This window comes from Burkholderia sp. IT-111MI5, from assembly GCF_949752865.1.
In the GTDB taxonomy this organism is placed as follows: domain Bacteria; phylum Pseudomonadota; class Gammaproteobacteria; order Burkholderiales; family Burkholderiaceae; genus Burkholderia; species Burkholderia pyrrocinia_C.
Map to the genome: position 1 here is coordinate 39,202 of NZ_CATKIF010000007.1, position 20,560 is coordinate 59,761.

The 20,560-nt window shown below is 65.1% G+C and carries 22 protein-coding genes, 5 tRNA genes and 1 pseudogene; 10 read left to right on the top strand and 18 right to left on the bottom strand.

Features of this window, described 5'->3' with window-relative positions; translation table 11 throughout:
- Positions 1-142: 142 nt before the first annotated feature.
- From ACM6JT_RS05855 to rph, 6 genes are all read right to left on the bottom strand, one after another.
- Entirely contained in the window at positions 143-436 is a 294-nt protein-coding gene (locus tag ACM6JT_RS05855) for a hypothetical protein (protein ID WP_034182979.1), read from the bottom strand.
- 212 nt (positions 437-648) lie between these two features.
- Positions 649-1,044, bottom strand: coding sequence for a hypothetical protein (locus ACM6JT_RS05860; RefSeq protein ID WP_034182980.1), 396 nt, complete (start codon positions 1,042-1,044; stop codon positions 649-651).
- A gap of 141 nt (positions 1,045-1,185) precedes the next feature.
- A tRNA-Ser gene (locus ACM6JT_RS05865) sits at positions 1,186-1,273 on the bottom strand.
- A gap of 57 nt (positions 1,274-1,330) precedes the next feature.
- Positions 1,331-2,545: a radical SAM family heme chaperone HemW gene (gene hemW / locus ACM6JT_RS05870; RefSeq protein WP_034182981.1), complete on the bottom strand. Its 1,215-nt coding sequence runs from the start codon at positions 2,543-2,545 to the stop codon at positions 1,331-1,333.
- 34 nt (positions 2,546-2,579) lie between these two features.
- The gene (gene rdgB, locus ACM6JT_RS05875; protein WP_111017612.1) at positions 2,580-3,206 is read right to left on the bottom strand and encodes an RdgB/HAM1 family non-canonical purine NTP pyrophosphatase; all 627 of its coding nucleotides are present in this window, start codon (positions 3,204-3,206) and stop codon (positions 2,580-2,582) included.
- Positions 3,199-3,939 (bottom strand): ribonuclease PH, encoded by a 741-nt coding sequence (rph, locus tag ACM6JT_RS05880; RefSeq protein WP_105391851.1) that lies wholly within the window; start codon positions 3,937-3,939, stop codon positions 3,199-3,201. Before rph ends, rdgB begins: the two co-directional genes overlap by 8 nt.
- 174 nt (positions 3,940-4,113) lie before the next feature.
- Here rph and ACM6JT_RS05885 point away from each other — a divergent pair, with 174 nt between their 5' ends.
- From ACM6JT_RS05885 to ACM6JT_RS05900, 4 genes are all read left to right on the top strand, one after another.
- Complete coding sequence (locus ACM6JT_RS05885; protein ID WP_034182984.1) at positions 4,114-5,037, top strand: YicC/YloC family endoribonuclease; 924 nt, start codon at positions 4,114-4,116, stop codon at positions 5,035-5,037.
- A gap of 6 nt (positions 5,038-5,043) precedes the next feature.
- Positions 5,044-5,727 carry a guanylate kinase gene (gmk, locus tag ACM6JT_RS05890; protein WP_034182985.1) on the top strand — a complete coding sequence of 228 codons (684 nt, stop codon included), beginning with the start codon at positions 5,044-5,046 and terminating at the stop codon, positions 5,725-5,727.
- 58 nt (positions 5,728-5,785) lie between these two features.
- Entirely contained in the window at positions 5,786-5,989 is a 204-nt protein-coding gene (rpoZ, locus tag ACM6JT_RS05895; protein ID WP_006025620.1) for a DNA-directed RNA polymerase subunit omega, read from the top strand.
- A gap of 63 nt (positions 5,990-6,052) precedes the next feature.
- Positions 6,053-8,419: a RelA/SpoT family protein gene (locus tag ACM6JT_RS05900; RefSeq protein ID WP_034182986.1), complete on the top strand. Its 2,367-nt coding sequence runs from the start codon at positions 6,053-6,055 to the stop codon at positions 8,417-8,419.
- A gap of 190 nt (positions 8,420-8,609) precedes the next feature.
- Here ACM6JT_RS05900 and ACM6JT_RS05905 read toward each other — a convergent pair.
- From ACM6JT_RS05905 to ACM6JT_RS05915, 3 genes are all read right to left on the bottom strand, one after another.
- Positions 8,610-8,686, bottom strand: a tRNA-Arg gene (locus ACM6JT_RS05905).
- 61 nt (positions 8,687-8,747) lie between these two features.
- A tRNA-Arg gene (locus ACM6JT_RS05910) sits at positions 8,748-8,824 on the bottom strand.
- A gap of 65 nt (positions 8,825-8,889) precedes the next feature.
- A tRNA-Arg gene (locus ACM6JT_RS05915) sits at positions 8,890-8,966 on the bottom strand.
- Between the two features lie 131 nt (positions 8,967-9,097).
- Between ACM6JT_RS05915 and greB the strand changes: the two genes are divergently transcribed.
- Positions 9,098-9,658 carry a transcription elongation factor GreB gene (greB, locus tag ACM6JT_RS05920; protein WP_034182987.1) on the top strand — a complete coding sequence of 187 codons (561 nt, stop codon included), beginning with the start codon at positions 9,098-9,100 and terminating at the stop codon, positions 9,656-9,658.
- Positions 9,659-9,741: 83 nt separating this feature from the next.
- On the opposite strand, the gene ACM6JT_RS05925 is transcribed toward greB, so the two are convergent.
- A complete protein-coding gene (locus ACM6JT_RS05925; RefSeq protein WP_034182988.1) occupies positions 9,742-10,884 on the bottom strand; it encodes a porin in 1,143 nt (380 codons plus the stop codon).
- A 498-nt stretch (positions 10,885-11,382) separates the two neighbouring features.
- The gene (locus ACM6JT_RS05930; protein ID WP_034182989.1) at positions 11,383-11,652 is read right to left on the bottom strand and encodes a hypothetical protein; all 270 of its coding nucleotides are present in this window, start codon (positions 11,650-11,652) and stop codon (positions 11,383-11,385) included.
- Between the two features lie 393 nt (positions 11,653-12,045).
- Between ACM6JT_RS05930 and ACM6JT_RS05935 the strand changes: the two genes are divergently transcribed.
- Both ACM6JT_RS05935 and ACM6JT_RS05940 read left to right on the top strand, forming a co-directional pair.
- Complete coding sequence (locus tag ACM6JT_RS05935) at positions 12,046-12,249, top strand: cold-shock protein (RefSeq protein WP_006476615.1); 204 nt, start codon at positions 12,046-12,048, stop codon at positions 12,247-12,249.
- Between the two features lie 141 nt (positions 12,250-12,390).
- Positions 12,391-13,518: an exonuclease domain-containing protein gene (locus ACM6JT_RS05940; RefSeq protein ID WP_414856098.1), complete on the top strand. Its 1,128-nt coding sequence runs from the start codon at positions 12,391-12,393 to the stop codon at positions 13,516-13,518.
- A 42-nt stretch (positions 13,519-13,560) separates the two neighbouring features.
- Here the strand turns inward: ACM6JT_RS05940 and ACM6JT_RS05945 are convergent, their stop codons facing one another.
- Together ACM6JT_RS05945 and ACM6JT_RS05950 are read right to left on the bottom strand one after the other, a co-directional pair.
- Positions 13,561-14,154: a chorismate mutase gene (locus ACM6JT_RS05945; protein ID WP_414856099.1), complete on the bottom strand. Its 594-nt coding sequence runs from the start codon at positions 14,152-14,154 to the stop codon at positions 13,561-13,563.
- A gap of 223 nt (positions 14,155-14,377) precedes the next feature.
- Positions 14,378-14,482, bottom strand: a complete 105-nt coding sequence (locus ACM6JT_RS05950) for a chorismate mutase (RefSeq protein WP_162484450.1) — start codon at positions 14,480-14,482, stop codon at positions 14,378-14,380.
- Positions 14,483-14,710: 228 nt separating this feature from the next.
- On the opposite strand from ACM6JT_RS05950, the gene ACM6JT_RS05955 reads away from it, so the two are divergent.
- The 3 genes and pseudogenes from ACM6JT_RS05955 to ACM6JT_RS05965 all read left to right on the top strand — a co-directional run.
- A complete protein-coding gene (locus ACM6JT_RS05955; RefSeq protein WP_034182992.1) occupies positions 14,711-15,100 on the top strand; it encodes a DUF2946 domain-containing protein in 390 nt (129 codons plus the stop codon).
- A gap of 127 nt (positions 15,101-15,227) precedes the next feature.
- Positions 15,228-17,588 carry a TonB-dependent receptor gene (locus ACM6JT_RS05960; protein ID WP_414856100.1) on the top strand — a complete coding sequence of 787 codons (2,361 nt, stop codon included), beginning with the start codon at positions 15,228-15,230 and terminating at the stop codon, positions 17,586-17,588.
- A 32-nt stretch (positions 17,589-17,620) separates the two neighbouring features.
- A pseudogene (locus ACM6JT_RS05965) lies at positions 17,621-17,755 on the top strand (TlpA family protein disulfide reductase); the annotation flags it as partial.
- 79 nt (positions 17,756-17,834) lie between these two features.
- Here the strand turns inward: ACM6JT_RS05965 and ACM6JT_RS05970 are convergent.
- The 5 genes from ACM6JT_RS05970 to ACM6JT_RS05990 all read right to left on the bottom strand — a co-directional run bounded on the left by ACM6JT_RS05970 (position 17,835) and on the right by ACM6JT_RS05990 (position 20,394).
- Positions 17,835-18,089: a GlsB/YeaQ/YmgE family stress response membrane protein gene (locus tag ACM6JT_RS05970; RefSeq protein ID WP_034182994.1), complete on the bottom strand. Its 255-nt coding sequence runs from the start codon at positions 18,087-18,089 to the stop codon at positions 17,835-17,837.
- A gap of 254 nt (positions 18,090-18,343) precedes the next feature.
- On the bottom strand, positions 18,344-18,565 hold the full coding sequence (locus ACM6JT_RS05975) for a hypothetical protein (RefSeq protein WP_414856101.1): 222 nt from the start codon (positions 18,563-18,565) through the stop codon (positions 18,344-18,346).
- Between the two features lie 8 nt (positions 18,566-18,573).
- Positions 18,574-18,858, bottom strand: coding sequence for a hypothetical protein (locus ACM6JT_RS05980; RefSeq protein ID WP_414856102.1), 285 nt, complete (start codon positions 18,856-18,858; stop codon positions 18,574-18,576).
- Positions 18,859-19,094: 236 nt separating this feature from the next.
- Positions 19,095-19,170, bottom strand: a tRNA-Thr gene (locus ACM6JT_RS05985).
- 210 nt (positions 19,171-19,380) lie between these two features.
- Complete coding sequence (locus ACM6JT_RS05990) at positions 19,381-20,394, bottom strand: class 1 fructose-bisphosphatase (protein WP_034182997.1); 1,014 nt, start codon at positions 20,392-20,394, stop codon at positions 19,381-19,383.
- Between the last annotated feature and the right edge of the window lie 166 nt (positions 20,395-20,560).

Sequence of the window (20,560 nt, forward strand, 5' to 3'; positions counted from 1 at the left end):
TGTTGCAAGTTTGAAAGCTTGAAAGGCGCGGCGCGCGAGTCTCGCGCAGGCTCGCGTCGATCGTCCGGCTGCGCGTAGCGGTCGCCGAATGCGGCACTGCGACCGACACCCGCACAATCACATGCGATGTCCTTCGTCCGGTTCAGAAGCCGTGCGTGACGAGCGACAGCACCGACAGGTCGGGATGCGTGCCGTCGATGATGCTCTTGCCGATGTGCACGGCTTCGTGGACTGCTTCATCGATGCTCGCGAAGCTTTCCTCGCCGTCCGCGTGGAACGGCACTGCGTGGCCGGGCAGTGCGGGATTCGCGCCCGGATGGCACACGTAGCCGGTGTACGTGTAGCGCGTGTCGCTGCCGGGCGCGGCGGCCGGCACGACATGGATCTCGAAGCCTTCGTAATCGACGTGATCCGTCGGTGTCGACAGTTCGGTCATGGCGATCTCCGTGTGCCGCGCGCAGGGGTGGCGTGTGCGGCATCGAGTACGCGGCGGCGGTCGTGTCGCCGTGTTGAACGAATTCTAGGTGATCGCGGGGCGGGCCGGGAGGCTTCCGGCGGGGCGCGACAGCGGCCGTTGCGCGGATTCGGTTGTGCGCTGCCGCGAGCGCGAGTTCCGCCTCGACGGACGCGCTCGCGCGCATGGCTGCGTCACTGTTTGCAGCGCGCGTCCTTTCGCTGCACGACGACGATCACCGGGTACTTCTGGCCGTGGTCGAGCTCCACGCGCGCCACGACGGTCAGCGTTGCCGGATCGGAATCGTCGTATACGCTGACCTGTTCGTTCCGCAGGTAGGTCACGCCGGTGCAGTTCGACGTGCGCCCGTCGTCCGACACCTTGCACTGGAGATCGTTGTCCTTCAGGTAGTTGTAGGGCGACGGGCTCGCGAGGTATTCGCTCAGGCCGCGCGGCGAGCCGCCGACGCCGGTCACGTAAGCGATCGCGCACGACGCCTGCGCGCCGCTGCCGGAGGCGGTGTCGGCCGCCGCGTGCGTGCTGACGGCAGCCAGCATGGCGACGAGCGACGAGACGATGAAGGGTTTCATGACGTGGGTTTCCCGTTTTCGCGAATCGGAGCGCGGGATTGTAACGGCAACCGGTGCGATGCGTCGGAACGTTGGGGCAGGGGCGTGCGGACAAACAAAAACCCCGTCATTCAGCGAATGGACGGGGTTTGGCGAATTTCCTGGCGGAAGCGGTGAGATTCGAACTCACGGACAGTTTCCCGTCGCTGGTTTTCAAGACCAGTGCCTTAAACCGCTCGGCCACGCTTCCACGCGAGGCGGCATTGTAACCGAAATGCCGCCGCTGTCGACCGGAGTCGGCATCGCTTCAATCGTCGCGCAGGAACAATTCCTGCAGGTCGTTGAGGAAACGCTGGCCGAGCGGCGTCGGCGCGATCTGCGTGAAATCGCGCGTGATCAGCCCGCGCCGTTCCGCTTCCTTCAGCGCCGGCTCGATCGTGCTCATCGGCAGGCCCGTGCGTTCGGCGAAGCTGTGCACGGGGAAGCCCTCGACGAGCCGCAGCGTGTTCAGCATGAACTCGAACGGCAGGTCGCGCGCGCCGACTTCACGCTCTTCCTGCACGGCCGCGCCGGCCATCGCCTGCTCGATGAAGGTCGCCGGATGCTTGTAGCGTGCCTGCCGCAGGATCCGGTTCGGGAACGACAGCTTCGTGTGCGCGCCCGCGCCGATCCCGAGATAGTCGCCGAAGCGCCAGTAGTTCAGGTTGTGCTTGCACTGATGATTCGGCTTCGCGTAAGCGGAAACCTCGTAGCGCCCGTAGCCGGCCTCGGCCGTGCGCGCGTGGATCCATTCCTGCATGTCGGCCGACGCGTCGTCGTCGGGGACGACCGGCGGGAACTTCGCGAACAGCGTGTTCGGCTCGAGCGTCAGGTGATACAGCGACAGATGCGGCGGCGCGAACGACAGCGCGGTCTCGATGTCCGTGCGGCATTCGTCGAGCGTCTGGTTCGGCAGCGCGAACATCAGGTCGAGGTTGAAGTTGTCGAAGTTCTTCGCGGCGATCTCGACGGCCGCGCGCGCCTGCGCGGTGTCGTGAATCCGGCCGAGCGCCTTCAGGTGCGCCTCGTTGAAGCTCTGGATGCCGACCGACAGCCGGTTCACGCCGCTTGCGCGGAACTGCGCGAACTTCGCGGCCTCGAACGTGCCCGGATTCGCCTCGAGCGTGATCTCGGCATCGGCGTCGAGCGGCAGCAGCGCGCGCACGTCGGACAGCATCCGGTCGAGACCGGCCGCCGACAGCAGGCTCGGCGTGCCGCCGCCGATGAACACGGTATGCACCTGCCGTCCCCACACGAGCGGCAGCGCCTGCTCGAGATCGGCGCGCAGCGCGTCGAGATACTCGGTTTCAGGGAATCGTTCGCCTTTCCACTCGTGCGAGTTGAAATCGCAGTACGGGCACTTGCGCACGCACCACGGAAAATGCACGTACAGCGCGAGCGGCGGCAGCGACGTGAGCCGCACCTGTCCGGGCGACGTGAACGTCGCCACGACGCGCGCGCCGGTTTCCGCGGCCTGGCTCATGCGACCTCCCGCAGCGGATAGGTATCGGGCACGGTCATGCTTCCTCCGCGAGCCGCGCAAGCAGCGCCTTCAGCGCAAGCGCGCGATGGCTGTGCGTGTTCTTCACGGCCGGCTCGAGTTCGGCTGCCGTCGCGCCGAGCGACGGCAGGTAGAAATACGGGTCGTAGCCGAATCCGTGCTCGCCGCGCGGCGCGTCGACGATCTCGCCGGCCCAGCGCCCTTCGGCGAACAGCGGCTCGGGATCGTCCGCATGGCGCACGAGCGCGAGCACGCAGCAATAGTATGCGCGCCGGTCGTCGACGCCGCGCAACTGCTCGACGAGATACGCGTTGTTCGCCGCGTCGCCGTTGTCGCGGCCGGCGCGCTGCGCGTAGCGCGCCGAATAGACGCCCGGCGCGCCGCGCAGCACGCGCACGCACAGGCCCGAATCGTCGGCGATCGCCGGCAGCCCGGTGAGCCGCGACGCGTGCCGTGCCTTCGTCAGCGCGTTCTCGATGAACGTGCCGAAAGGTTCGTCCGCCTCGGGCACCGCAAGGTCGCCCTGCGGCACGATCTCGATGCCGACCGTCGAGAACAGCGCGGTGAATTCGCGCAGCTTGCCGGGGTTGTTCGACGCGAGAACGATGCGCGACAGCGGCGCGATGGTGCGATCGTCAGGCATGGCCGGCGCCCAGGACGTCCTTCTGCAGCTGCACGAGCTCGGCGATCCCGCCCTGCGCGAGGTCGAGCAGCGCGTTCATCTCGGCGCGCGAGAACGGCACGCCTTCGGCCGTGCCCTGGACTTCGACGAAACCGCCGGCGCCCGTCATCACGACGTTCATGTCGGTGTCGCAGCGCGAATCTTCCGCGTAGTCGAGGTCGAGCACCGGTGCGCCTTCGTACACGCCGACCGAGATCGCGGCGACGTGGTCGGTGAGCGGCGAGCGCGTGAGCTTGCCGGCCGCCATCAGCTTCGACACGGCATCGTGCGCGGCGACGAATGCGCCGGTGATGCTCGCCGTGCGCGTGCCGCCGTCAGCCTGGATCACGTCGCAGTCGATGTGGATCGTGCGCGGGCCGAGCGCCTCGAGATCGAACACCGCGCGCAGCGCGCGGCCGATCAGGCGCTGAATTTCCTGCGTGCGGCCCGTCTGCTTGCCGCGCGCGGCTTCGCGGTCGCTGCGCGTGTGCGTCGCGCGCGGCAGCATCCCGTATTCGGCGGTCAGCCAGCCTTGCCCGCGATCGCGCAGGAATTCGGGCACGCGCTCGGCGACGCTCGCGGTGCAGAGCACCTTGGTGTCGCCGAATTCGACCAGCACGGAGCCTTCCGCATGTTTCGTGTAGTGGCGCGTGAGGGCGACCTTGCGCAGTTCGTCGGCGCGGCGGCCGCTCGGGCGGGAAAGGGAGGACGTCATGTGGGAATCGCGGAAGGAGAGGAAACCCCGATTTTAGCGCCGAACGGCGGGCTTGCCCGGCGGGGTGGTCCGCAAAAATGGGATAATGCGCGCTTCCCGCCCCGCGCTGGTCCGATGCGCCGGGCGCCTCGACATATCCCCGCCCGCGAGGGCAACCAGACGGCGAGACGAACCATGATCTACAGCATGACGGGCTACGCGAGCGCGACGCGCGAACTCGCAACGGCCACCGGCAACGGCGGCACCAGCGTGTCGGTCGAACTGCGCACCGTGAACTCGCGCTTCCTCGACCTGAATTTCCGGATGCCGGACGACGTGCGCGCGTGCGAACCCGCGCTGCGCGAAATGCTGATGAACAAGCTGTCGCGCGGCAAGGTCGACGTGCGCATCAACCTGCAGCGCGGCGAACAGAGCATCGGCGCGGGCGCGCTGAACCAGTCGGCGCTCGGCCAGCTTGCCGATCTCGAGCGCGCGGTGCTCGACTCGTTCCCGGGCGTCGGCCGCCTGCGCGCGGGCGAGATCCTGCGCTGGCCCGGCGTGATCGCCGAAAGCGGCGTGTCGGCCGACGCGATCCGCGACGCGGTGCTCGCATGCGGCAAGGAAGCGATCGGCGAACTCGTCGTCGTGCGTTCGCGCGAAGGCGCGCAACTGGCGACGATGCTGCTGTCGAACGTCGCCGAGATGGAAGCGATCGTCGCGCGCATCACGCCGCTCGTGCCGGAGCTGATCGCGAAGCATCAGCAGAAGATCGTCGAGCGGCTGCAGGAAGCGCTCGGCATCGCGGCGCCCGAAGGCAGCGCGCCGATCGTGACGCGCGAGGAAGCCGCGGAACGCATTCGTCAGGAAGTGACGATGTACGGGATCCGGATCGACATCGCGGAAGAGCTGTCGCGGCTCACCGCGCACCTGAACGAAACGCGTCATGTGATCGAGAAGGGCGGCCGCGTCGGCAAGCGTCTCGACTTCATGATGCAGGAGCTGAATCGCGAAGCGAACACGCTCGGCTCGAAGGCGGCGGCGAAGGAACTGGCCGACGCGTCGATGGCGCTCAAGCTGTTGATCGAGCAGATGCGCGAGCAAGTGCAAAACCTGGAGTAACGCAACATGATCGAATCCACTCACGACGGCCACGCCGCGCATTCGCTGCACGGCGGCGTCTATCCCGGCAACCTGTTCATGGTCGTCGCACCGTCGGGCGCCGGCAAGTCGACGCTCGTGAATGCGCTGCTGTCGAAGGACAGCGACATCTGCCTGTCGATCTCGTACACGACGCGCAAGCCGCGCCCGGGCGAACAGGACGGCCAGCATTACCACTTCACGACCGTCGACGATTTCCGCACGCGTCACGCGGCGCACGAATTCCTCGAGAGCGCGGAAGTGCACGGCAACTATTACGGCACGTCGCGCGTCTGGATCGAAGAACAGATGAAGAACGGCCACGACGTGCTGCTCGAGATCGACTGGCAGGGCGCATTGCAGGTGAAGAAGCAGTTCCGCAATGCGGTCGGCATCTTCATCCTGCCGCCGTCGCTCGACGCGCTCGAGGAGCGTTTGAAGAAGCGCGGCCAGGACGAGCCGAACGTGATCACGCGGCGTCTGCTTGCCGCCGGCAGCGAGATCGCGCACGCGTCGGAAGCGGAATACGTGGTGATCAACGAGAATTTCGAGCGTGCGCTCGCGGAGCTCGAATGCATCGTCGCGGCGACGCGCCTGCGCTTTGCTTCGCAGTACGCGCGACACGCCGAGCTGTTCATCGAGCTCGGCATCCATCTGCCCCACGCGGAATGACGCGGGGCACGAGGGACATAAGGTAGAATAAGCACTATATTCAGAAGGAATTACCAACATGGCTCGCATTACCGTCGAAGACTGCCTGAAGCAAATCCCGAATCGCTTCGAACTGGCGCTCGCCGCCACCTATCGCGCGCGGCAGCTCGCGCAAGGCCATACGCCGAAGATCGAAAGCCGCGACAAGCCGACCGTCGTCGCGCTGCGCGAGATCGCCGCCGGCCAGGTCGGTGTCGAGATGCTGAAGAAGGTGCCGGTGTAACGCGCATCCGGCCCGTTCCAGCCATGTAGTCCACGCGCGCAACGACTCGACCTGGAGGCGAATATGAGCACCACCCCATCGTCCGCCTCCGCGGATTCGACCACCGAAGCCACGGCCCAGTCGCCTGCGCGCCAGTACATCGACGCGGTCCTCGAACAGTCCTTCCGGCATCTGTTCGGGCCGACCGCCACTCCGGAGCAGCCGCGCAAGCACGGCGTCGTTTCGATCGCGAAACTGACGGCCGCGCTTGCCGAGTATCTCGCCCCGGACGAAATCAAAGAGGTCAAGGCGGCGTTCCACTTCAGCGACGAAGCCCACCTCGGTCAATATCGCCAGAGCGGCGAACCCTACATCACCCATCCCGTCGCCGTCGCCGAAATCTGCGCCGGCTGGAAGCTCGACGCGCAGGCCGTGATGGCCGCGCTGCTGCACGACGTGATGGAAGACCAGGGCGTGACCAAGAACGAGCTGGCCGAACGGTTCGGCCCGAAGGTCGCCGAACTGGTCGACGGCTTGTCGAAGCTCGACAAGATGGAATTCCGCAGCCGCGAGGAAGCGCAGGCGGAAAACTTCCGCAAGATGCTGCTGGCGATGGCGCGCGACGTGCGGGTCATCCTCGTCAAGCTCGCCGACCGCCTGCACAACATGCGCACGCTCGGCGCGGTGCCGATGGAAAAGCGCCGCCGCGTCGCGCGGGAAACGCTCGACATCTATGCGCCGATCGCGCACCGGCTCGGGTTGAACAACACGTATCGCGAGCTGCAGGACATGAGCTTCGCGAACTTCAATCCGCATCGCTACGCGACGCTCGAGAAGGCCGTGAAGGCCGCGCGCGGCAACCGCCGCGAAGTGATCAGCAAGATCCTCGAGGCCGCGCAGCGCGCGATGGCCGACGCGAAGATCGACGCCGAGATCACCGGCCGCGAAAAAACCATCTACAGCGTCTACCGCAAGATGCGCGACAAGCAGTTGTCGTTCTCGCAGGTACTCGACGTGTACGGCTTTCGCGTCGTCGTAGACAGCCCGCTCGACTGCTACACGTGCATCGGCGCGCTGCACTCGCTGTACAAGCCGGTGCCCGGCAAGTTCAAGGACTACATCGCGATCCCGAAGATCAACGGCTATCAGTCGCTGCACACGACGCTCGTCGGCCCGTTCGGCGCGCCGATCGAGTTCCAGGTGCGCACGCGCAAGATGCACGAGATTGCCGAGGCGGGGGTCGCCGCGCACTGGCTGTACAAGAACGGCAGTGCGGATCTCAGCGACGTGCAGAAGCGCGCGCACCAGTGGCTGAAGTCGTTGCTCGACATCCAGAGCGAAGCCGGCGATTCGAGCGAATTCCTCGAGCACGTGAAGATCGACCTGTTCCCCGACGCGGTCTACGTGTTCACGCCGAAGTCGAAGATCATGGCGCTGCCGCGCGGCGCGACGGCGCTCGATTTCGCCTATTCGATCCACAGCGATCTCGGCAACCAGTGCGTGGCCGTGAAGATCAACAACGAACTGCTGCCGCTGCGCACCGAGCTGAAGAGCGGCGACATCGTCGAGGTGATCACCGCGCCGTACTCGAAGCCGAACCCCGCGTGGCTCGGCTTCGTGCGTACCGGCAAGGCGCGCTCGGCGATTCGTCACTACCTGAAGACGATGCGCCTGAACGAATCCGTGCAGCTTGGCGAGCGGCTCGTCGACCAGAGCCTGAAGGGCTATGGTCTCGCGCTGGCCGACGTTGCGCCGGAGGTGTGGGAAAAGCTCGTGCAGTGGACGGGCAACAAGAGCCGTCAGGAAATTTTCGCGGATATCGGCCTCGGCCGCCGCGTCGCCGCGGTGATGGCCAAGCGCATCGAGGTGCTGATGAGCGGCCGCGACGCGGACGACGACCTGCCGAAGTCCGAGCGGCATCCGGCGCATCATGCGCCGCCGGTCGTGATTACCGGTACCGAAGGGATGTCCGTGCAGTTGTCGGCATGCTGCCGGCCGATTCCGGGCGATGCGATCATGGGCTACATCGGCATCGGCTTGGGGATGGCGATTCATACGACCGATTGCCGCGTCGCGCAGCGCATCCATCGCCGCGATCCGGGCCGCTGGATCGACGTCGAATGGGCGCCGCAGCCGGGCCGACTGTTCGATGTCGCGGTGAAGGCGCTCGTGAAGAACACGAAGGGCATCTTTGCACGCGTCGCGGCGGACATCACGTCGGCCGACGCGAACATCGTCCATATCGCGATGGACGAGGATCTGACGCACGAATCGACGGTGCTGCGTTTCGTGATCCAGGTCAGCGATCGCGTGCATCTCGCGAACGTGATGCGGCGCGTGCGAACCAATCCGGACGTGATGCGGATCATGCGCGAGCGCTCGACCGACGACGGCGCGCATGCGCGCCACGACGGCGGCATGCGCATCGAGCGCGAACGGCAGGATTATTGACGCGTACCCGTCTTGCGGGAGATCGTTCAACGGCGGCCGATGGCCGCCGTTTTCATGTGTGCTGTGGAGCGAAGGTGCGGCCTTGCCGGCGCTCTTCCGAAGCGCATCGGGCGCTCGCAAATCGGGGCGTGAATGACGGGGGAGGGGCAGAAAAGAAAAAGGGCCTTCCCGGAGGAAAGCCCTTTTAAGGTGGCGCGGCTGGCAGGATTCGAACCCACGACCCCTTGGTTCGTAGCCAAGTACTCTATCCAACTGAGCTACAGCCGCACGCAAAACGGTACTGCTTCAACTGTCGGAACCTTCTGCGATGGGAAGGCCCCCAAAAAGGTGGCGCGGCTGGCAGGATTCGAACCCACGACCCCTTGGTTCGTAGCCAAGTACTCTATCCAACTGAGCTACAGCCGCACGCAAAACAAAACACTACTACTTCGAACTGAAAGGGCCTTCGGTTTGGAAGGCCCTCGAAAAGGTGGCGCGGCTGGCAGGATTCGAACCCACGACCCCTTGGTTCGTAGCCAAGTACTCTATCCAACTGAGCTACAGCCGCACGCAGAAGCGAAATTATAGCAGGGTTGTATAAAAAGGGAAGCCTTATTCGCGAATTACGCGGCGCGACCTTGGCGGGGCGCCCTTCGTGTACCCTTGGAGCATCAGTCATCCACGTGTTGAATCTGCATCATGAACAAGGCGTTTGTCAAAGAGTCGGACGGTGACGACGACGATCTCGACCAGGCTCAACCCGCGATTCCCGCGGGCGCGAAGAACTACATCACGCCGGCCGGCCACAAGCGGCTGCGGGACGAGCTGCTGAACCTGATCGACGTCGAGCGCCCCGAGGTCGTGCGGCTCGTGTCGTGGGCCGCGTCGAACGGCGACCGGTCGGAGAACGGCGACTACATCTACGGCAAGCGGCGGCTTCGCGAGATCGATCGCCGCATCCGCTTCCTGACGAAGCGGCTCGATCTCGCCGAAGTCGTCGACGCGAGTCGTCAGGAGAATGTCGACCAGGTGTTCTTCGGCGCAACGGTCGATTACGAGACGCCGGACGGCGAGGACCACACGGTCACGATCGTCGGGATCGACGAGGTCGATCTCGACCACGGCTGCGTCAGCTGGATTTCGCCGGTCGCGCGTGCGCTGATCAAGGCGAAGATCGGCGATACCGTTACGCTGATGACGCCGGCCGGCCCGCAGCCGATCGACATACTCGACGTCCGCTATCCGGCACCGGGCGCCTGAGCGGCGGCCCACGTATTCCGGCAAAGAAAAAGCGCCCCGGCGGGGCGCTTCGTCATCCGGCGTGAAGCGGATGCGCCGGTCGCTCAGAAGCGATGGCGCAGGCCGGTCGTGACCGCGATCTGCTTGTTGGTCGACGATGCGGCGCCCAGCCCGTTGATGTTGGCGCCGATCGGCAGGCCGTCCGCCAGCACCCGCTGATATTCGCCCTGCAGGTATACGTCGGTGCGCTTCGACAGCGCATAGTCGGCCTGCAGGTTGAACTGGTGCCAGCTCGGCTTCTGGCCGTCGAGACGGCCGTCGGTGTACGTGTACGAGCCCGCGAGCGACAGCGCCGGCGTGAGCGCATAGCGGCCGTTCAGTTCGTAGTTGTTGAAGCGGGTGCCGCCCGCCAGCGGAATGCCGCCCGACACGCCGGATTGGCCCGCGCTGATGCCGGCCGAATTGGTCAGGCGCGTCTGCGTGAACACGAAGCCCGCGGTCGCCGGCCCGAACGTGTAGTTGAGGCCCCCGCCCCAGGTGCGCTGGCGGCTGGCCGCGAAGGTCCAGTCGCCGGCGACCGCGCCAGGATCGGTTGCCGCGAGCGCCAGCGAATTGATGTTGTTGTTCAGCTGCATGTACGCGGCCGCGACGTTGAAGCCCATGAAGCTGTACGACGCGCCGACGCTGTACGCGCGGTTGTTCGAGAAGCTGGACGAATTCGAGAAGCCGTACAACGCGCCGAACTTCAGCCCGTTGTAGTTCGCGCTCTGGTACTTGACCGAGTTGTTGATCCGGAACGAGTTGTTCAGGTTGTCGTTGTCGAACGGGTGCGCGAACTGGGTGCCGCCGTACTGCGTACCGGTCAGCGACAGCGGGCCGAGATAGTCGACGACGCTGTCGTATTGCCGGCCCAAGGTCAGCGAACCGTAGCTGTCGTGCGCGAGGCCGACGAACGCTTGCCGGCCGAATTCGCGGCCGTTCTGCTTCAGCGTGCCGTTGTTGATGCCGAAGCCGTTTTCCAACGTGAAGATCGCTTTCAGGCCGCCGCCGAGATCCTCGGTGCCGCGCAGGCCCCAGCGACTGCCGTTGATCGAGCCGCTCGTTTCCTGCCACGCGCTGTGGCCGTGCTGGTTGTTCGTGTAGGTAATGCCGGCGTCGATCAGTCCGTATAGCGTGACGCTGCTTTGCGCATGGGCGACGGTCGCGAACGCGCCCGACAAGGCGGCGACAATCAGGGTCTTTTTCATGGATCTGTCTCCAAACAGGATGATATCGATCGAACCTGCTGCCGAACCGGCATGTTTGGGTGACGCTGTGACCGGCCCGGCAGAGCGGCGGTGCGCGTATCAGAAAGCCATTTGCAGTGTACGGAGTGCTCGGAGCGGACGAGGGTCACGCTTTAAGCAATAGTGTATTTTGGAATCCGCAAAGATAGACAAACATGTGGAAACCGTTATCCATCAAGGGTTTGCGGCAGCGCAGCGAATGGAAATGGTGATCAGGACTGCGTAACGGGCGTTGCGTGATCGCGACAGGCGATCAGAAGGAGGGGGCGGCAGCTCTAGCGCGATTATTGACGCATCGGCAATAGAGGTTTGTGTGGAGCATGGCTAATGAAAGGTTGTTCTCTCGCTATACTGCGATCTCTGCTTTCCGAAGCAGACTTTTTCGTTGACGGAAAAGATCTCCAAACCTTTGTCGGCGCGACTTCCCAGTCGCGCTTTTTTTTGCCCGCTTTCCGTGTGCTATTGCGCGTACGAGCGCCGCTTCTTGCGCTTGCCCGCCGGCGCAGCTTCCTCGGTCTCGGTGTGCGGCGGCGTATAGGTCCAGTCTTCCATCACGTAGTGGCGTGCGTCCAGCGGCGATGCGAGCAGGTTCTGCCAGTGATCGCCGTGCCACGTCGTATCGAACTCGGTGTCGCACGGCGCTTCGCGAGCGGACTCGGCCAAGGCGCGGGACTTGCGACGTACGCGTCCGAGCCGGCTCGCGAAGCGCTTGATTCCGTCCAGCCACATGACCTTCTCCTTCCTTTCGGCGTTACACCAGCATCGCAACGTCCCCGGATTTCCGCAACCCGGAAAAAACCCGAGGATTTTACCGAGTCGATTTGTCCCCGGTAGGATTTTCATGGCCGAGATTATTGCTGATCCGATCCCGGTAATATTGACAGGTTTTTGATGGGAATCAATTAATCAAAGGCGATGGGGTACCGATTCCAATGGCATTAGCGCTTTTTTGATAAAGAGGTCGTCAAAAATTTTCTTGACGCACCCGGATTGTCCAATTTATAAAGTCAGCACTCCGTCCTCGGGCGGCGTGCTGGTGCGGGTGCTGGCGCAATGTTTCGGGATTTCGGGAAACGGCTATAAAAATAGCTTTTTTGATCTAAACGAGTGGGGAACGAAGACATGGATACCGGTATCGTGAAATGGTTTAACGATGCTAAAGGTTTTGGCTTTATTACGTCGGACAATGGCGGCGAAGATTTGTTTGCGCACTTTTCCGAAATCCGGATGGACGGCTTCAAGACGTTGAAGGAAAATCAGCGTGTTTCATTCGACGTGAAAGTCGGGCCGAAAGGCAAGCAGGCAGCGAATATCCAGGCGGTCTGACGCGCCACGCATTGCCGATCACGTCCGGCCCCCGCATGGCGGGGGCTTTTTGTTTTCCGGGGGCGGATCGTTCCCGTCCGTGCTGGCGGCGAACACGCGTGCCGGTGCATACTCACGGAAGCATCGTTTCCGTGTCTTTTCATGTCCGATTCCCGCCTGTCCGATCCCGCCAGCGAACAACCGCTCGTCTTCGTCGACCTTGAAACCACCGGTGGCTCGTCCGCCGAGCATCGCATCACCGAAATCGGCGTGGTCGAAATCGGCCCGCTCGGCGTGTCGACGTGGACGACGCTCGTCAATCCGGGCCAGTCGATTCCGCCATTCATCCAGCAACTGACGGGCATTTCGGACGAGATGGTGCGCGACGCGCCGTCGTTCGCGTCGCTTGCGCCGGCGCTGTTCGAGCGGCTCGACGGCAAGCTGTTCGTTGCACACAACGCGAGTTTCGACCGCGGTTTCCTGCGCGCCGAGTTCGAGCGTGCCGGCTTCGCGTTCAATCCCGATGTGCTGTGTACGGTGCGGCTGTCACGCGCGCTGTTCCCGCGCGAATCGCGGCACGGGCTCGATGCGTTGATCGAACGGCATGGTCTCGTTCCGGCTGCGCGCCACCGGGCGCTCGCGGATGCCGACCTGCTCTGGCAGTTCTGGCGTCAGCTGCACGACATCGTGCCGCTCGAGCGGCTGCGCGACCAGATCGCGCGTACGACGCGCCATTTCCGTCTGGCCGGCGATCTGACCGAAGCCTGGCTCGACACCGCGCCGGCCGGGTGTGGCGCATACGCTTTGTTCGGGGAGGGTGACGCAGCGCTGTATGTCGGTCGCAGCGTGCGCGTGCGGCAGCGGCTGCGTGCGCTGCTGACGGGCGAGCGGCGCTCTTCGAAGGAAATGCGGCTCGCGCAGCAGGTGCGGCGTGTCGAATGGCACGAGACCGGTAATGAACTGGGCGCGATGCTGGCCGAAGCGCAATGGATCGCCCGGCTGCGTCCGTCGTACAACCGGCGCCCGGCGGCCGATACGGCCCGTGCGGGCGGTGCGCCCTGGCCGTTCGACGGGGCCGTTGCGTTCGAGGCGAACGGCGAGCGCCGCCTGTTCCATGTGATCGACGGCTGGCGCTACCTCGGTTCGGCCGAATCGCTCGATGCGGCCGTCCGGCTCGTGGCCGACGCGGCGGACGGCACGTTCGAACCCTTTACTCATCGCCTGCTGCAGACGCATCTCGCGCGCGGGCTTCAACTGATCCCGCTTGCTGCGCTGACGCCCGCAGGTTGAGCGCAGCGGCGCAATCCGCGCCTGCGGTGCCTGCCTGCCGCGTCAGCCGATCGCGCTTGCGCCGCCGGCCGAACAGACATGCGACAGCGCAGTGTCGAGCGCCCGCGTCTGCGTCGAGTCGTAGCGTGTGAGCGTCTTCCAGTTCGCGATGCTGCGAGCAAGCCGCGCCTGGCAATCGGGCGCATCGCGCAGCGGCGCGACTTGCGCGAGGCCCGCGAGCATTTTCTGCGTCAGCCGGTCGAGCGCCGGGCGCGTGCTGGTCGCGAGATCGGGTGGTGTGCCCTCGGGCGGCCGCGTCGCGCGCCAGGTCGCGAACAGTGCGTTCTGTATGTCCTTGCTCGCAGCGATCTGATCCTCGAAGAACGTCCGTGCGAACGCAGGATCGACGCCGGCCTCTGCCGCGCGCTTCTCGACCGACGTGAGCAGTGCCGCTTCGCGCGGCTGGTCCTCGATCGCCTTGTGATTCGCCCATTTCCATCGCGCGACCGGTTCGGCGAGCGCGAGGCGCTGTGACGCGAGCGCGACGACGTTGGTGAGGGCGGTGTCATCGCCGTCTGCGGTGGCGATGCGCGGCGACGAAAAGAGGGCGACGCCGAGCGCGGCGACAGCGACGCTGGCACGAATGGCTTGCTTCATCGGAATGATCGGGAGAGCCGGGCGGGCCGGACGTGGAAAACCAGAAGAATAGACGAAGACAGTCGCGCGGCGTAGCGACGCGACAGGAGAATCAGCAGGCGAGCTGATCCGGCACCGTCAGGCTGTTGCGGCCCGGGTGCGACGCGAATTGCGCGCGATGCGCAGCGATGAACCGCACGATAGCGATGATCGACACGCGGCGGTTACAGAACCGAACAGGCGTTCACTTCGGCGAGTACAGCTTGTGCTGCTCGTCGAAGAATGCCCGGACGTGCTCGGGCAATTCGGCGAGGAATTCCACGCCGACGGGTTCCGGATCCGGGCTCATCACTTGCTCGGGCGGTGGCATGCGAGTTGGTCTTTCGTCCATGGTTGTTTCTCCAGCAGGTTCGATGATTATCAACCTCGTGCTTGGATTTGTGCCAGAGACGAATCGTTAGATTTTGTCTCTGTTGTATTAACGGCACATGCGCTGCGATGCCGACTATTGCGTCCTGAGCGATCGGTAACGATCGGGCCGCTTGTTATACTTGCGCGCACTTTTTCCTGGACCGCGATGAAACGAACGACGCGATGGATCGGCCTTGTATGGCTGGCGTTGGTACTGAACGTACTGTCGCCCGTCATCGGCTATGCGCGTCTTGCGTCGAGCGGCTCCGGCGAGCTCACGCTCGAGTTGTGCAGTGCAGCGGGCGCCCGCCAGGTCGTGCTCGCGCAGTCGGGCGACGACCGCGACACATCGTCGTTCGATCATGCCGGCGTGCCGCACTGCGTGTACTGCCCGGGCTTCGCGGCGAACGTCGCACTCGGCGCGAGCCTGCCCGCTATGCCGGGCTTCGTACGGACGTTCGCCTACCGCGCGGCCACCCCGGCCGTTCCCGATTTCCCCCGCAAGGGCATTCGTCTCGCGCAGCCGCGCGCCCCGCCTGAAAACGCCCCGATCTGATTGATGTCGTTCGCGCGCCCCGGTGGCGCGCGTGCTGCCCGCGGCCGGGCCCGCGCGCCGCGCCGTTCGTGCGCGGCGTGTCCGCTCGTGTCCGGCGGCGTCCGATCACGTTTTCAGGAATTCACTCATGTCGTCTACCTTCGCCGCGCGGTCGTCGCTCGGCCGGCTCGCGCTCGCGTGCGCGGCCGCTTTCGCGTGGCCAGCCGCCCACGCGGCCTCGCCCGATGATGCACGCAACGATCCGGCCCGCAGCGGTATCGATCGTTCAGCCGGTGCCGCGCCGGCCTCTGCAGTCGCAGCCGCGTCGGCTGCACCGGCCGGCGATACGCTGACCGCCGTTAGCGTGACCGCGCAGCGGCAACCCGTCGATCCGGATACGCCGGCCGTCGTCGAGTCGATCACGCGCGAGCAGATCGATACGCATACCAACGTCACCACCGAGGACGCGCTGAAGTACGCGCCGAGCCTGATGGTTCGCAAGCGCTATATCGGCGACCGCAACAGCGTGTTCGCGGGCCGCGACTTCAACGAACTGCAGAGCGCACGCGGGCTTGTCTATGCCGATGGCGTGCTGCTGTCGAACCTGCTCGGCTCGAGCTACGCGTACCCGCCGCGCTGGTCGCTGATTTCGCCTGACGACATCGCGCGCGTCGACGTGCTTTATGGCCCCTTTTCCGCGCTGTATCCCGGCAACTCGATCGGCTCGACCGTGCTGCTCACGACGCGCCGCCCGGAAAAACTCGAGGCGTCGCTGTCGACGCAGTTCTTTACGCAGCGCTACCACGACGGCTACGGGTTCGCGGACAGCTTCGGCGGCAATCACCAGACCGCGCGGGTCGCGAACCGCATCGGCCGGTTCTGGTTCGCGCTGTCGCTCGACCGGCTGGAGAACAACGGGCAGCCGATGCAGTACGCGAGCCCCAATCCGGCCTACAACCCGAAGCTGGGCGGTGCCGTGCCCGTGGCCGGCGCCGCGACCGACATCGGGCCCAACGGCAAGCCGCGGACGATCGTCGGCGCGCAGACGATCGAGCGGACCGAGCAGCTCAACGAGACGGTCCGGATGGGCTATGCGTTCACCGACCACGTCGACGCGACGCTCACGCTCGGCCATTGGGAGAACCATTACCGGCAGCACGGCGAGACCTTCCTGCGCGATGCGGCCGGAAATCCGGTCTACGGCGGCAACGTGTCGATCGGCGGCCGGAACATGACCATCGCGCCGAATGCGTTCGCGCCGCAGCGCGGCGACCAGGAGAACTGGCTGTATGCGCTCGGCCTGAACGGCCGGCTCGATTCCGGCTGGCGGCTGTCGGGCGTCGTGTCCGCGTACGACGTGTCGCGCGACGTGCTGCGCGCGGCGTCGACCGTGCAGGGCGGCGCGGGCACGCTGTTCCAGGGCGACGGCACGGGCTGGCGCACGCTCGACCTGAAGGCCGAGGCGCCGGAAGTGAAGGGTCACACGTTCACGTTCGGCTACCACTACGACAATTACTTCCTGCGCAACGTCACGTACAACACGGCCGACTGGCTGGCCGGGCCGACCACGTCGTTGTCGAGCGTCTATCGCGGCGATACGCGTACGCAGGCGCTGTTCGGGCAGGATGCGTGGCGCTTCGCGCCGGGCTGGCTCGCGACGCTTGGGCTGCGCTACGAGCGCTGGGATGCGTACGGCGGCGCGCTCGGCAACGCGACCGGCACGCTCGGCTATGCGGACCGCGGCGCGAACGCGCTGTCACCGAAAGTCGCGCTGCAGTGGGACGCGACGGACGTCTGGCGTTTCCGGCTGTCGTTCGCGACCGGCACGCGATTCCCGACGGTCGGCGAGCTGTTCCAGGGCACGATCTCGAACAACGCGATCGTCAACAACAACCCGAACCTGCGGCCGGAAAGGGCGATCGACTGGGACTTTACGGCCGAACACGACGTGGGCGTCGGCGTCGTGCGCGCCAGCGTGTTCCAGAGCGACCTGCGCGATTCGATCTACAGCCAGACCACCGTGTCGGGCGCGTCGACCGTCACCAACATCTCGAACGTCGACCGCGTGCGCGTGCGCGGCGTCGAGCTCGCGTTCAGCGGCGAGAACGTCGGGCTGATGGGGCTCGCGATCGATGCGAACGTGTCGGCGAGCAACGCGCAGATCCTCGCCGATGCCGCGAATCCCGCGTATGTCGGCTCGCGCTTTCCACGTATTCCGCGCATGCGCGCGAACCTGCTCGCGTCGTATCGCTTCGACGAGCACTGGCTTGCGAGCGTCGGCGTGCGCTATTCGGGCCGCCAGTTCAACACGCTCGACAACAGCGACGTGAATCCGGACGTCTACGGCGGCACGAGCTCGTTCACGGTCGTCGACCTGAAGGCGCGCTACCGCTTCGACCGTCACTGGACCGCGTCGGTCGGCATCGACAACCTGACGGACCGCCGCTACTACGTGTTCCATCCGTATCCGGGCCGAACGTTCTATGGAGAACTGAAGTGGTCGCTGTGAAATCGTTCGCTGCCGGCGTTGCGCAGTGGTTCGCGGCGTTCGATGCGGGATGGAGAGGGGAAATGCCGCGCACCGTGTGGGTCGGGCGCGATGGCGCACGCGCAGCGCGCAGCGGATTGCTGGCGGCCGACGTGCCCGGCGGCTGGTCGCGGCGCGTGAAGCGCTGAACGAGCCGGTGGCGCGCGGCGAACGGACCGCGCGCCGGCCTGATGCGAAAACGCGCCCGAAGGCGCGTGGAGAGAAGCGTCAGGCCGCTCGCTTGAATAGCCGGATCACGAACAGCAGGATCACCGCGCCGATGACCGCGACGATCACCGAGCCGATGAAGCCGCTGCCGATGCTGATGCCGAGGAGCCCGGCGAGCCAGCCGCCGATCACCGCGCCGACGATCCCGACGATGATGTCGACGATCAGCCCGAAGCCGCCGCCCTTGACGAGCACGCCGGCAAGCCAGCCGGCGATCGCGCCGATGATGAGCCACATAATCAAGCCATGAGTCATGGTGGTCCTCTCCTTGTGTTGAGTCGAAATGACCGGACTTCGGCTGTCGCGCCGCAAGCTGGGTGAAGGCGGCATTGCGACCCGCCGCGCCGCCCACGCAATGTAACGCGATAGACGGGTCAGAATCGTTAAGTAATGTTATGCACCCTTATGCGGATTTTCCAGGGAATTCGTCTGCGTACGGTGCGGCTCGTGCGCGGACGATGCGTGGCGCAATGAATCCGTAAGAAATGGTCGTCGATAAAGTCCGTCAGTCAGGAACCATGCCCTTCGCGCGTCGACGCTTGCATGCCCGCATCGGGCAGTCCGTTGCCTGCGTCGACGATCAGCCGCGCGACGGTCGCGGTATCGCTGATCGCCTCGATCGACAGCAGTGCGAAACGGGCGAGAAAGAGCGATGCGTCGGCTTCGCCGAGATGGGGCATCGTGCGGAACAGGTCGGTATAGGGCGTGTCGCGTTCGGCGTCGGGCATCATGCGGTCTCCTAAGGATCGGTCGATGCGTGCGGACCCAGCGCGCGTTCGAGCGTGGCGGCCGTGTCGTCGGTGCGAGCGTCTTGCCAGCGGCCGAGTACATGTTCGTCAGTGCGCCCCAGGTTGACGGTGCCATCGCGCGCGTACATGTCGAACAGCCGGCTGTCGTCGTCATGGCCGACACAGGCCGGTTGCCGCAGCGCCGCGTGCCGTGCGAGCGTGACGAGTGCGAACGGTATCCGCGCATCGTGCAGGCGTCGTTCGAGATCGGCCAGCGCCCGGATCGGACACGCCATCGAGCGTGAAGCAGAACGCGGTGAAGCGCGGTGCGACGAGATCGGTCAGGTTGGTGCGCGGAGTGTGGTTGCCGTGTTGCGGGAGAGGGCAGAGTGGTCCGGCGATTTCAATCGCCGGAGCGCGACGCGGGAGATGCCGCGCAAGCGGACGTGGCGCGGGAGAGGGCGGGCGTACGATTTCGGCGCCGGAAAAGAGAAAAGGTCTGACAAGCGATGCTTGTCAGACCTTTATGTCTTGGTGCCGGAGATAGGAGTCGAACCTACGACCTTCGCATTACGAATGCGCTGCTCTACCAACTGAGCTACACCGGCAGCAGAGAAATGAAATTATATGGTCAAATCCGAGATCTTGGCAATAGGTTTTGCGAACTTTTTTTCAGCTTGCTACTGCTGTTGCTTCGCGAAACCGTCGATCCGGCGGACTTCCCGCTTTCACTTCACTGCGATGCGGCCGGTCAGGGCCACATCGCGAGGCGCGATTGTACTTGCGTCGCGCATCTCCGTCCAGTGCTGCAGTGCAAATTATTCGGCTTCGTCGTGATAGCCGGTGACGCGCTCGACTTCGTTCTTCGAACCGAGGAACACGGGCACGCGCTGGTGCAGGCCCGTCGGCTGCACTTCCATGATGCGCTGCGTGCCGGTCGTCGCGGCGCCGCCCGCCTGTTCGACGATGAACGACATCGGATTCGCTTCGTACATCAGGCGCAGCTTGCCCGGGCGATCGGGCGTGCGCTTGTCGGCCGGGTACATGAAGATGCCGCCGCGGTTCAGGATCCGGTGCACGTCGGCGACCATCGATGCGATCCAGCGCATGTTGAAGTTGTCGCCGCGCGGGCCGTCCTTGCCGGCGTTCAGCTCGTCGACATAGCGCTTGACCGGGTCGTACCAGTGGCGCGCGTTCGATGCGTTGATCGCGTATTCGCGCGTGTCGGCCGGGATCTGCATGTTGCTCTGCGTGAGCACCCACGAGCCGACTTCGCGGTCGAGCGTGAAGCAGTTCACGCCGTTGCCGGTCGTCAGCACGAATACCGTTTGCGGGCCGTAGACGGCGTAGCCGGCCGCGACCTGCTCGGTGCCGGGCTGCAGGAACGATTCCTCGGTGGCCTGCTTGCCGTCCGGGCAGCGCAGCACCGAGAAGATCGTGCCGATCGACACGTTCACGTCGATGTTCGACGAGCCGTCGAGCGGATCGAACACGAGCAGGTATTCGCCGCGCGGGTAGTTCGCGGGGATCGGGAAGAACGTTTCCATTTCTTCCGACGCCATCGCGGCGAGGTTGCCGCCCCATTCGTTCGCGTCGAGCAGGATCTCGTTCGACAGGATGTCGAGCTTCTTCTGCACTTCGCCCTGGACGTTCTCGCTGCCGGCGGTACCGAGCGCTTCGCCGAGCGCGCCCTTCGACACGTTGTAGCTGATCGCCTTGCACGCGCGGGCGACGACTTCGATCAGCAGGCGCAGGTCGGCGGGGAGGTTGTTGGTCTCACGTTGCTGTTCGATCAGGAACTTCGACAGCGTGGTGCGGCGGGCAATGGACATGACAGACTCCGAAAGGCCAAAGAATCCTTGAATTGCCGCAATTTTACCCGTCGCGCCTCGCGTGCCGCCGGCTTTTTTCGTCCGGTTACAAGGCCGGGCGGCCGGATCGGCCCGGTTTCCGGCGTTGGCGACGGGCGAGGTGCGCATCGCAGCGGCGGCAAATTGC

Excerpts from the sequence above, each read along its gene's own strand:
- ACM6JT_RS05935 (WP_006476615.1), top strand. The coding sequence starts at position 12,046 with ATGGATACCGGTATCGTGAAATGGTTTAACGATGCTAAAGGTTTTGGC.
- hemW (WP_034182981.1), bottom strand. The coding sequence starts at position 2,545 with ATGAGCCAGGCCGCGGAAACCGGCGCGCGCGTCGTGGCGACGTTCACG.
- ACM6JT_RS05860 (WP_034182980.1), bottom strand. The coding sequence starts at position 1,044 with ATGAAACCCTTCATCGTCTCGTCGCTCGTCGCCATGCTGGCTGCCGTC.
- ACM6JT_RS05970 (WP_034182994.1), bottom strand. The coding sequence starts at position 18,089 with ATGACTCATGGCTTGATTATGTGGCTCATCATCGGCGCGATCGCCGGC.
- greB (WP_034182987.1), top strand. The coding sequence starts at position 9,098 with ATGAACAAGGCGTTTGTCAAAGAGTCGGACGGTGACGACGACGATCTC.
- ACM6JT_RS05885 (WP_034182984.1), top strand. The coding sequence starts at position 4,114 with ATGATCTACAGCATGACGGGCTACGCGAGCGCGACGCGCGAACTCGCA.
- ACM6JT_RS05955 (WP_034182992.1), top strand. The coding sequence starts at position 14,711 with ATGAAACGAACGACGCGATGGATCGGCCTTGTATGGCTGGCGTTGGTA.
- ACM6JT_RS05900 (WP_034182986.1), top strand. The coding sequence starts at position 6,053 with ATGAGCACCACCCCATCGTCCGCCTCCGCGGATTCGACCACCGAAGCC.
- ACM6JT_RS05975 (WP_414856101.1), bottom strand. The coding sequence starts at position 18,565 with ATGATGCCCGACGCCGAACGCGACACGCCCTATACCGACCTGTTCCGC.
- gmk (WP_034182985.1), top strand. The coding sequence starts at position 5,044 with ATGATCGAATCCACTCACGACGGCCACGCCGCGCATTCGCTGCACGGC.
- ACM6JT_RS05930 (WP_034182989.1), bottom strand. The coding sequence starts at position 11,652 with ATGTGGCTGGACGGAATCAAGCGCTTCGCGAGCCGGCTCGGACGCGTA.
- ACM6JT_RS05990 (WP_034182997.1), bottom strand. The coding sequence starts at position 20,394 with ATGTCCATTGCCCGCCGCACCACGCTGTCGAAGTTCCTGATCGAACAG.
- ACM6JT_RS05940 (WP_414856098.1), top strand. The coding sequence starts at position 12,391 with ATGTCCGATTCCCGCCTGTCCGATCCCGCCAGCGAACAACCGCTCGTC.
- ACM6JT_RS05945 (WP_414856099.1), bottom strand. The coding sequence starts at position 14,154 with ATGAAGCAAGCCATTCGTGCCAGCGTCGCTGTCGCCGCGCTCGGCGTC.
- rdgB (WP_111017612.1), bottom strand. The coding sequence starts at position 3,206 with ATGCCTGACGATCGCACCATCGCGCCGCTGTCGCGCATCGTTCTCGCG.
- ACM6JT_RS05980 (WP_414856102.1), bottom strand. The coding sequence starts at position 18,858 with ATGGCGTGTCCGATCCGGGCGCTGGCCGATCTCGAACGACGCCTGCAC.
- rph (WP_105391851.1), bottom strand. The coding sequence starts at position 3,939 with ATGACGTCCTCCCTTTCCCGCCCGAGCGGCCGCCGCGCCGACGAACTG.
- ACM6JT_RS05925 (WP_034182988.1), bottom strand. The coding sequence starts at position 10,884 with ATGAAAAAGACCCTGATTGTCGCCGCCTTGTCGGGCGCGTTCGCGACC.
- ACM6JT_RS05855 (WP_034182979.1), bottom strand. The coding sequence starts at position 436 with ATGACCGAACTGTCGACACCGACGGATCACGTCGATTACGAAGGCTTC.
- rpoZ (WP_006025620.1), top strand. The coding sequence starts at position 5,786 with ATGGCTCGCATTACCGTCGAAGACTGCCTGAAGCAAATCCCGAATCGC.
- ACM6JT_RS05960 (WP_414856100.1), top strand. The coding sequence starts at position 15,228 with ATGTCGTCTACCTTCGCCGCGCGGTCGTCGCTCGGCCGGCTCGCGCTC.
- ACM6JT_RS05950 (WP_162484450.1), bottom strand. The coding sequence starts at position 14,482 with ATGAGCCCGGATCCGGAACCCGTCGGCGTGGAATTCCTCGCCGAATTG.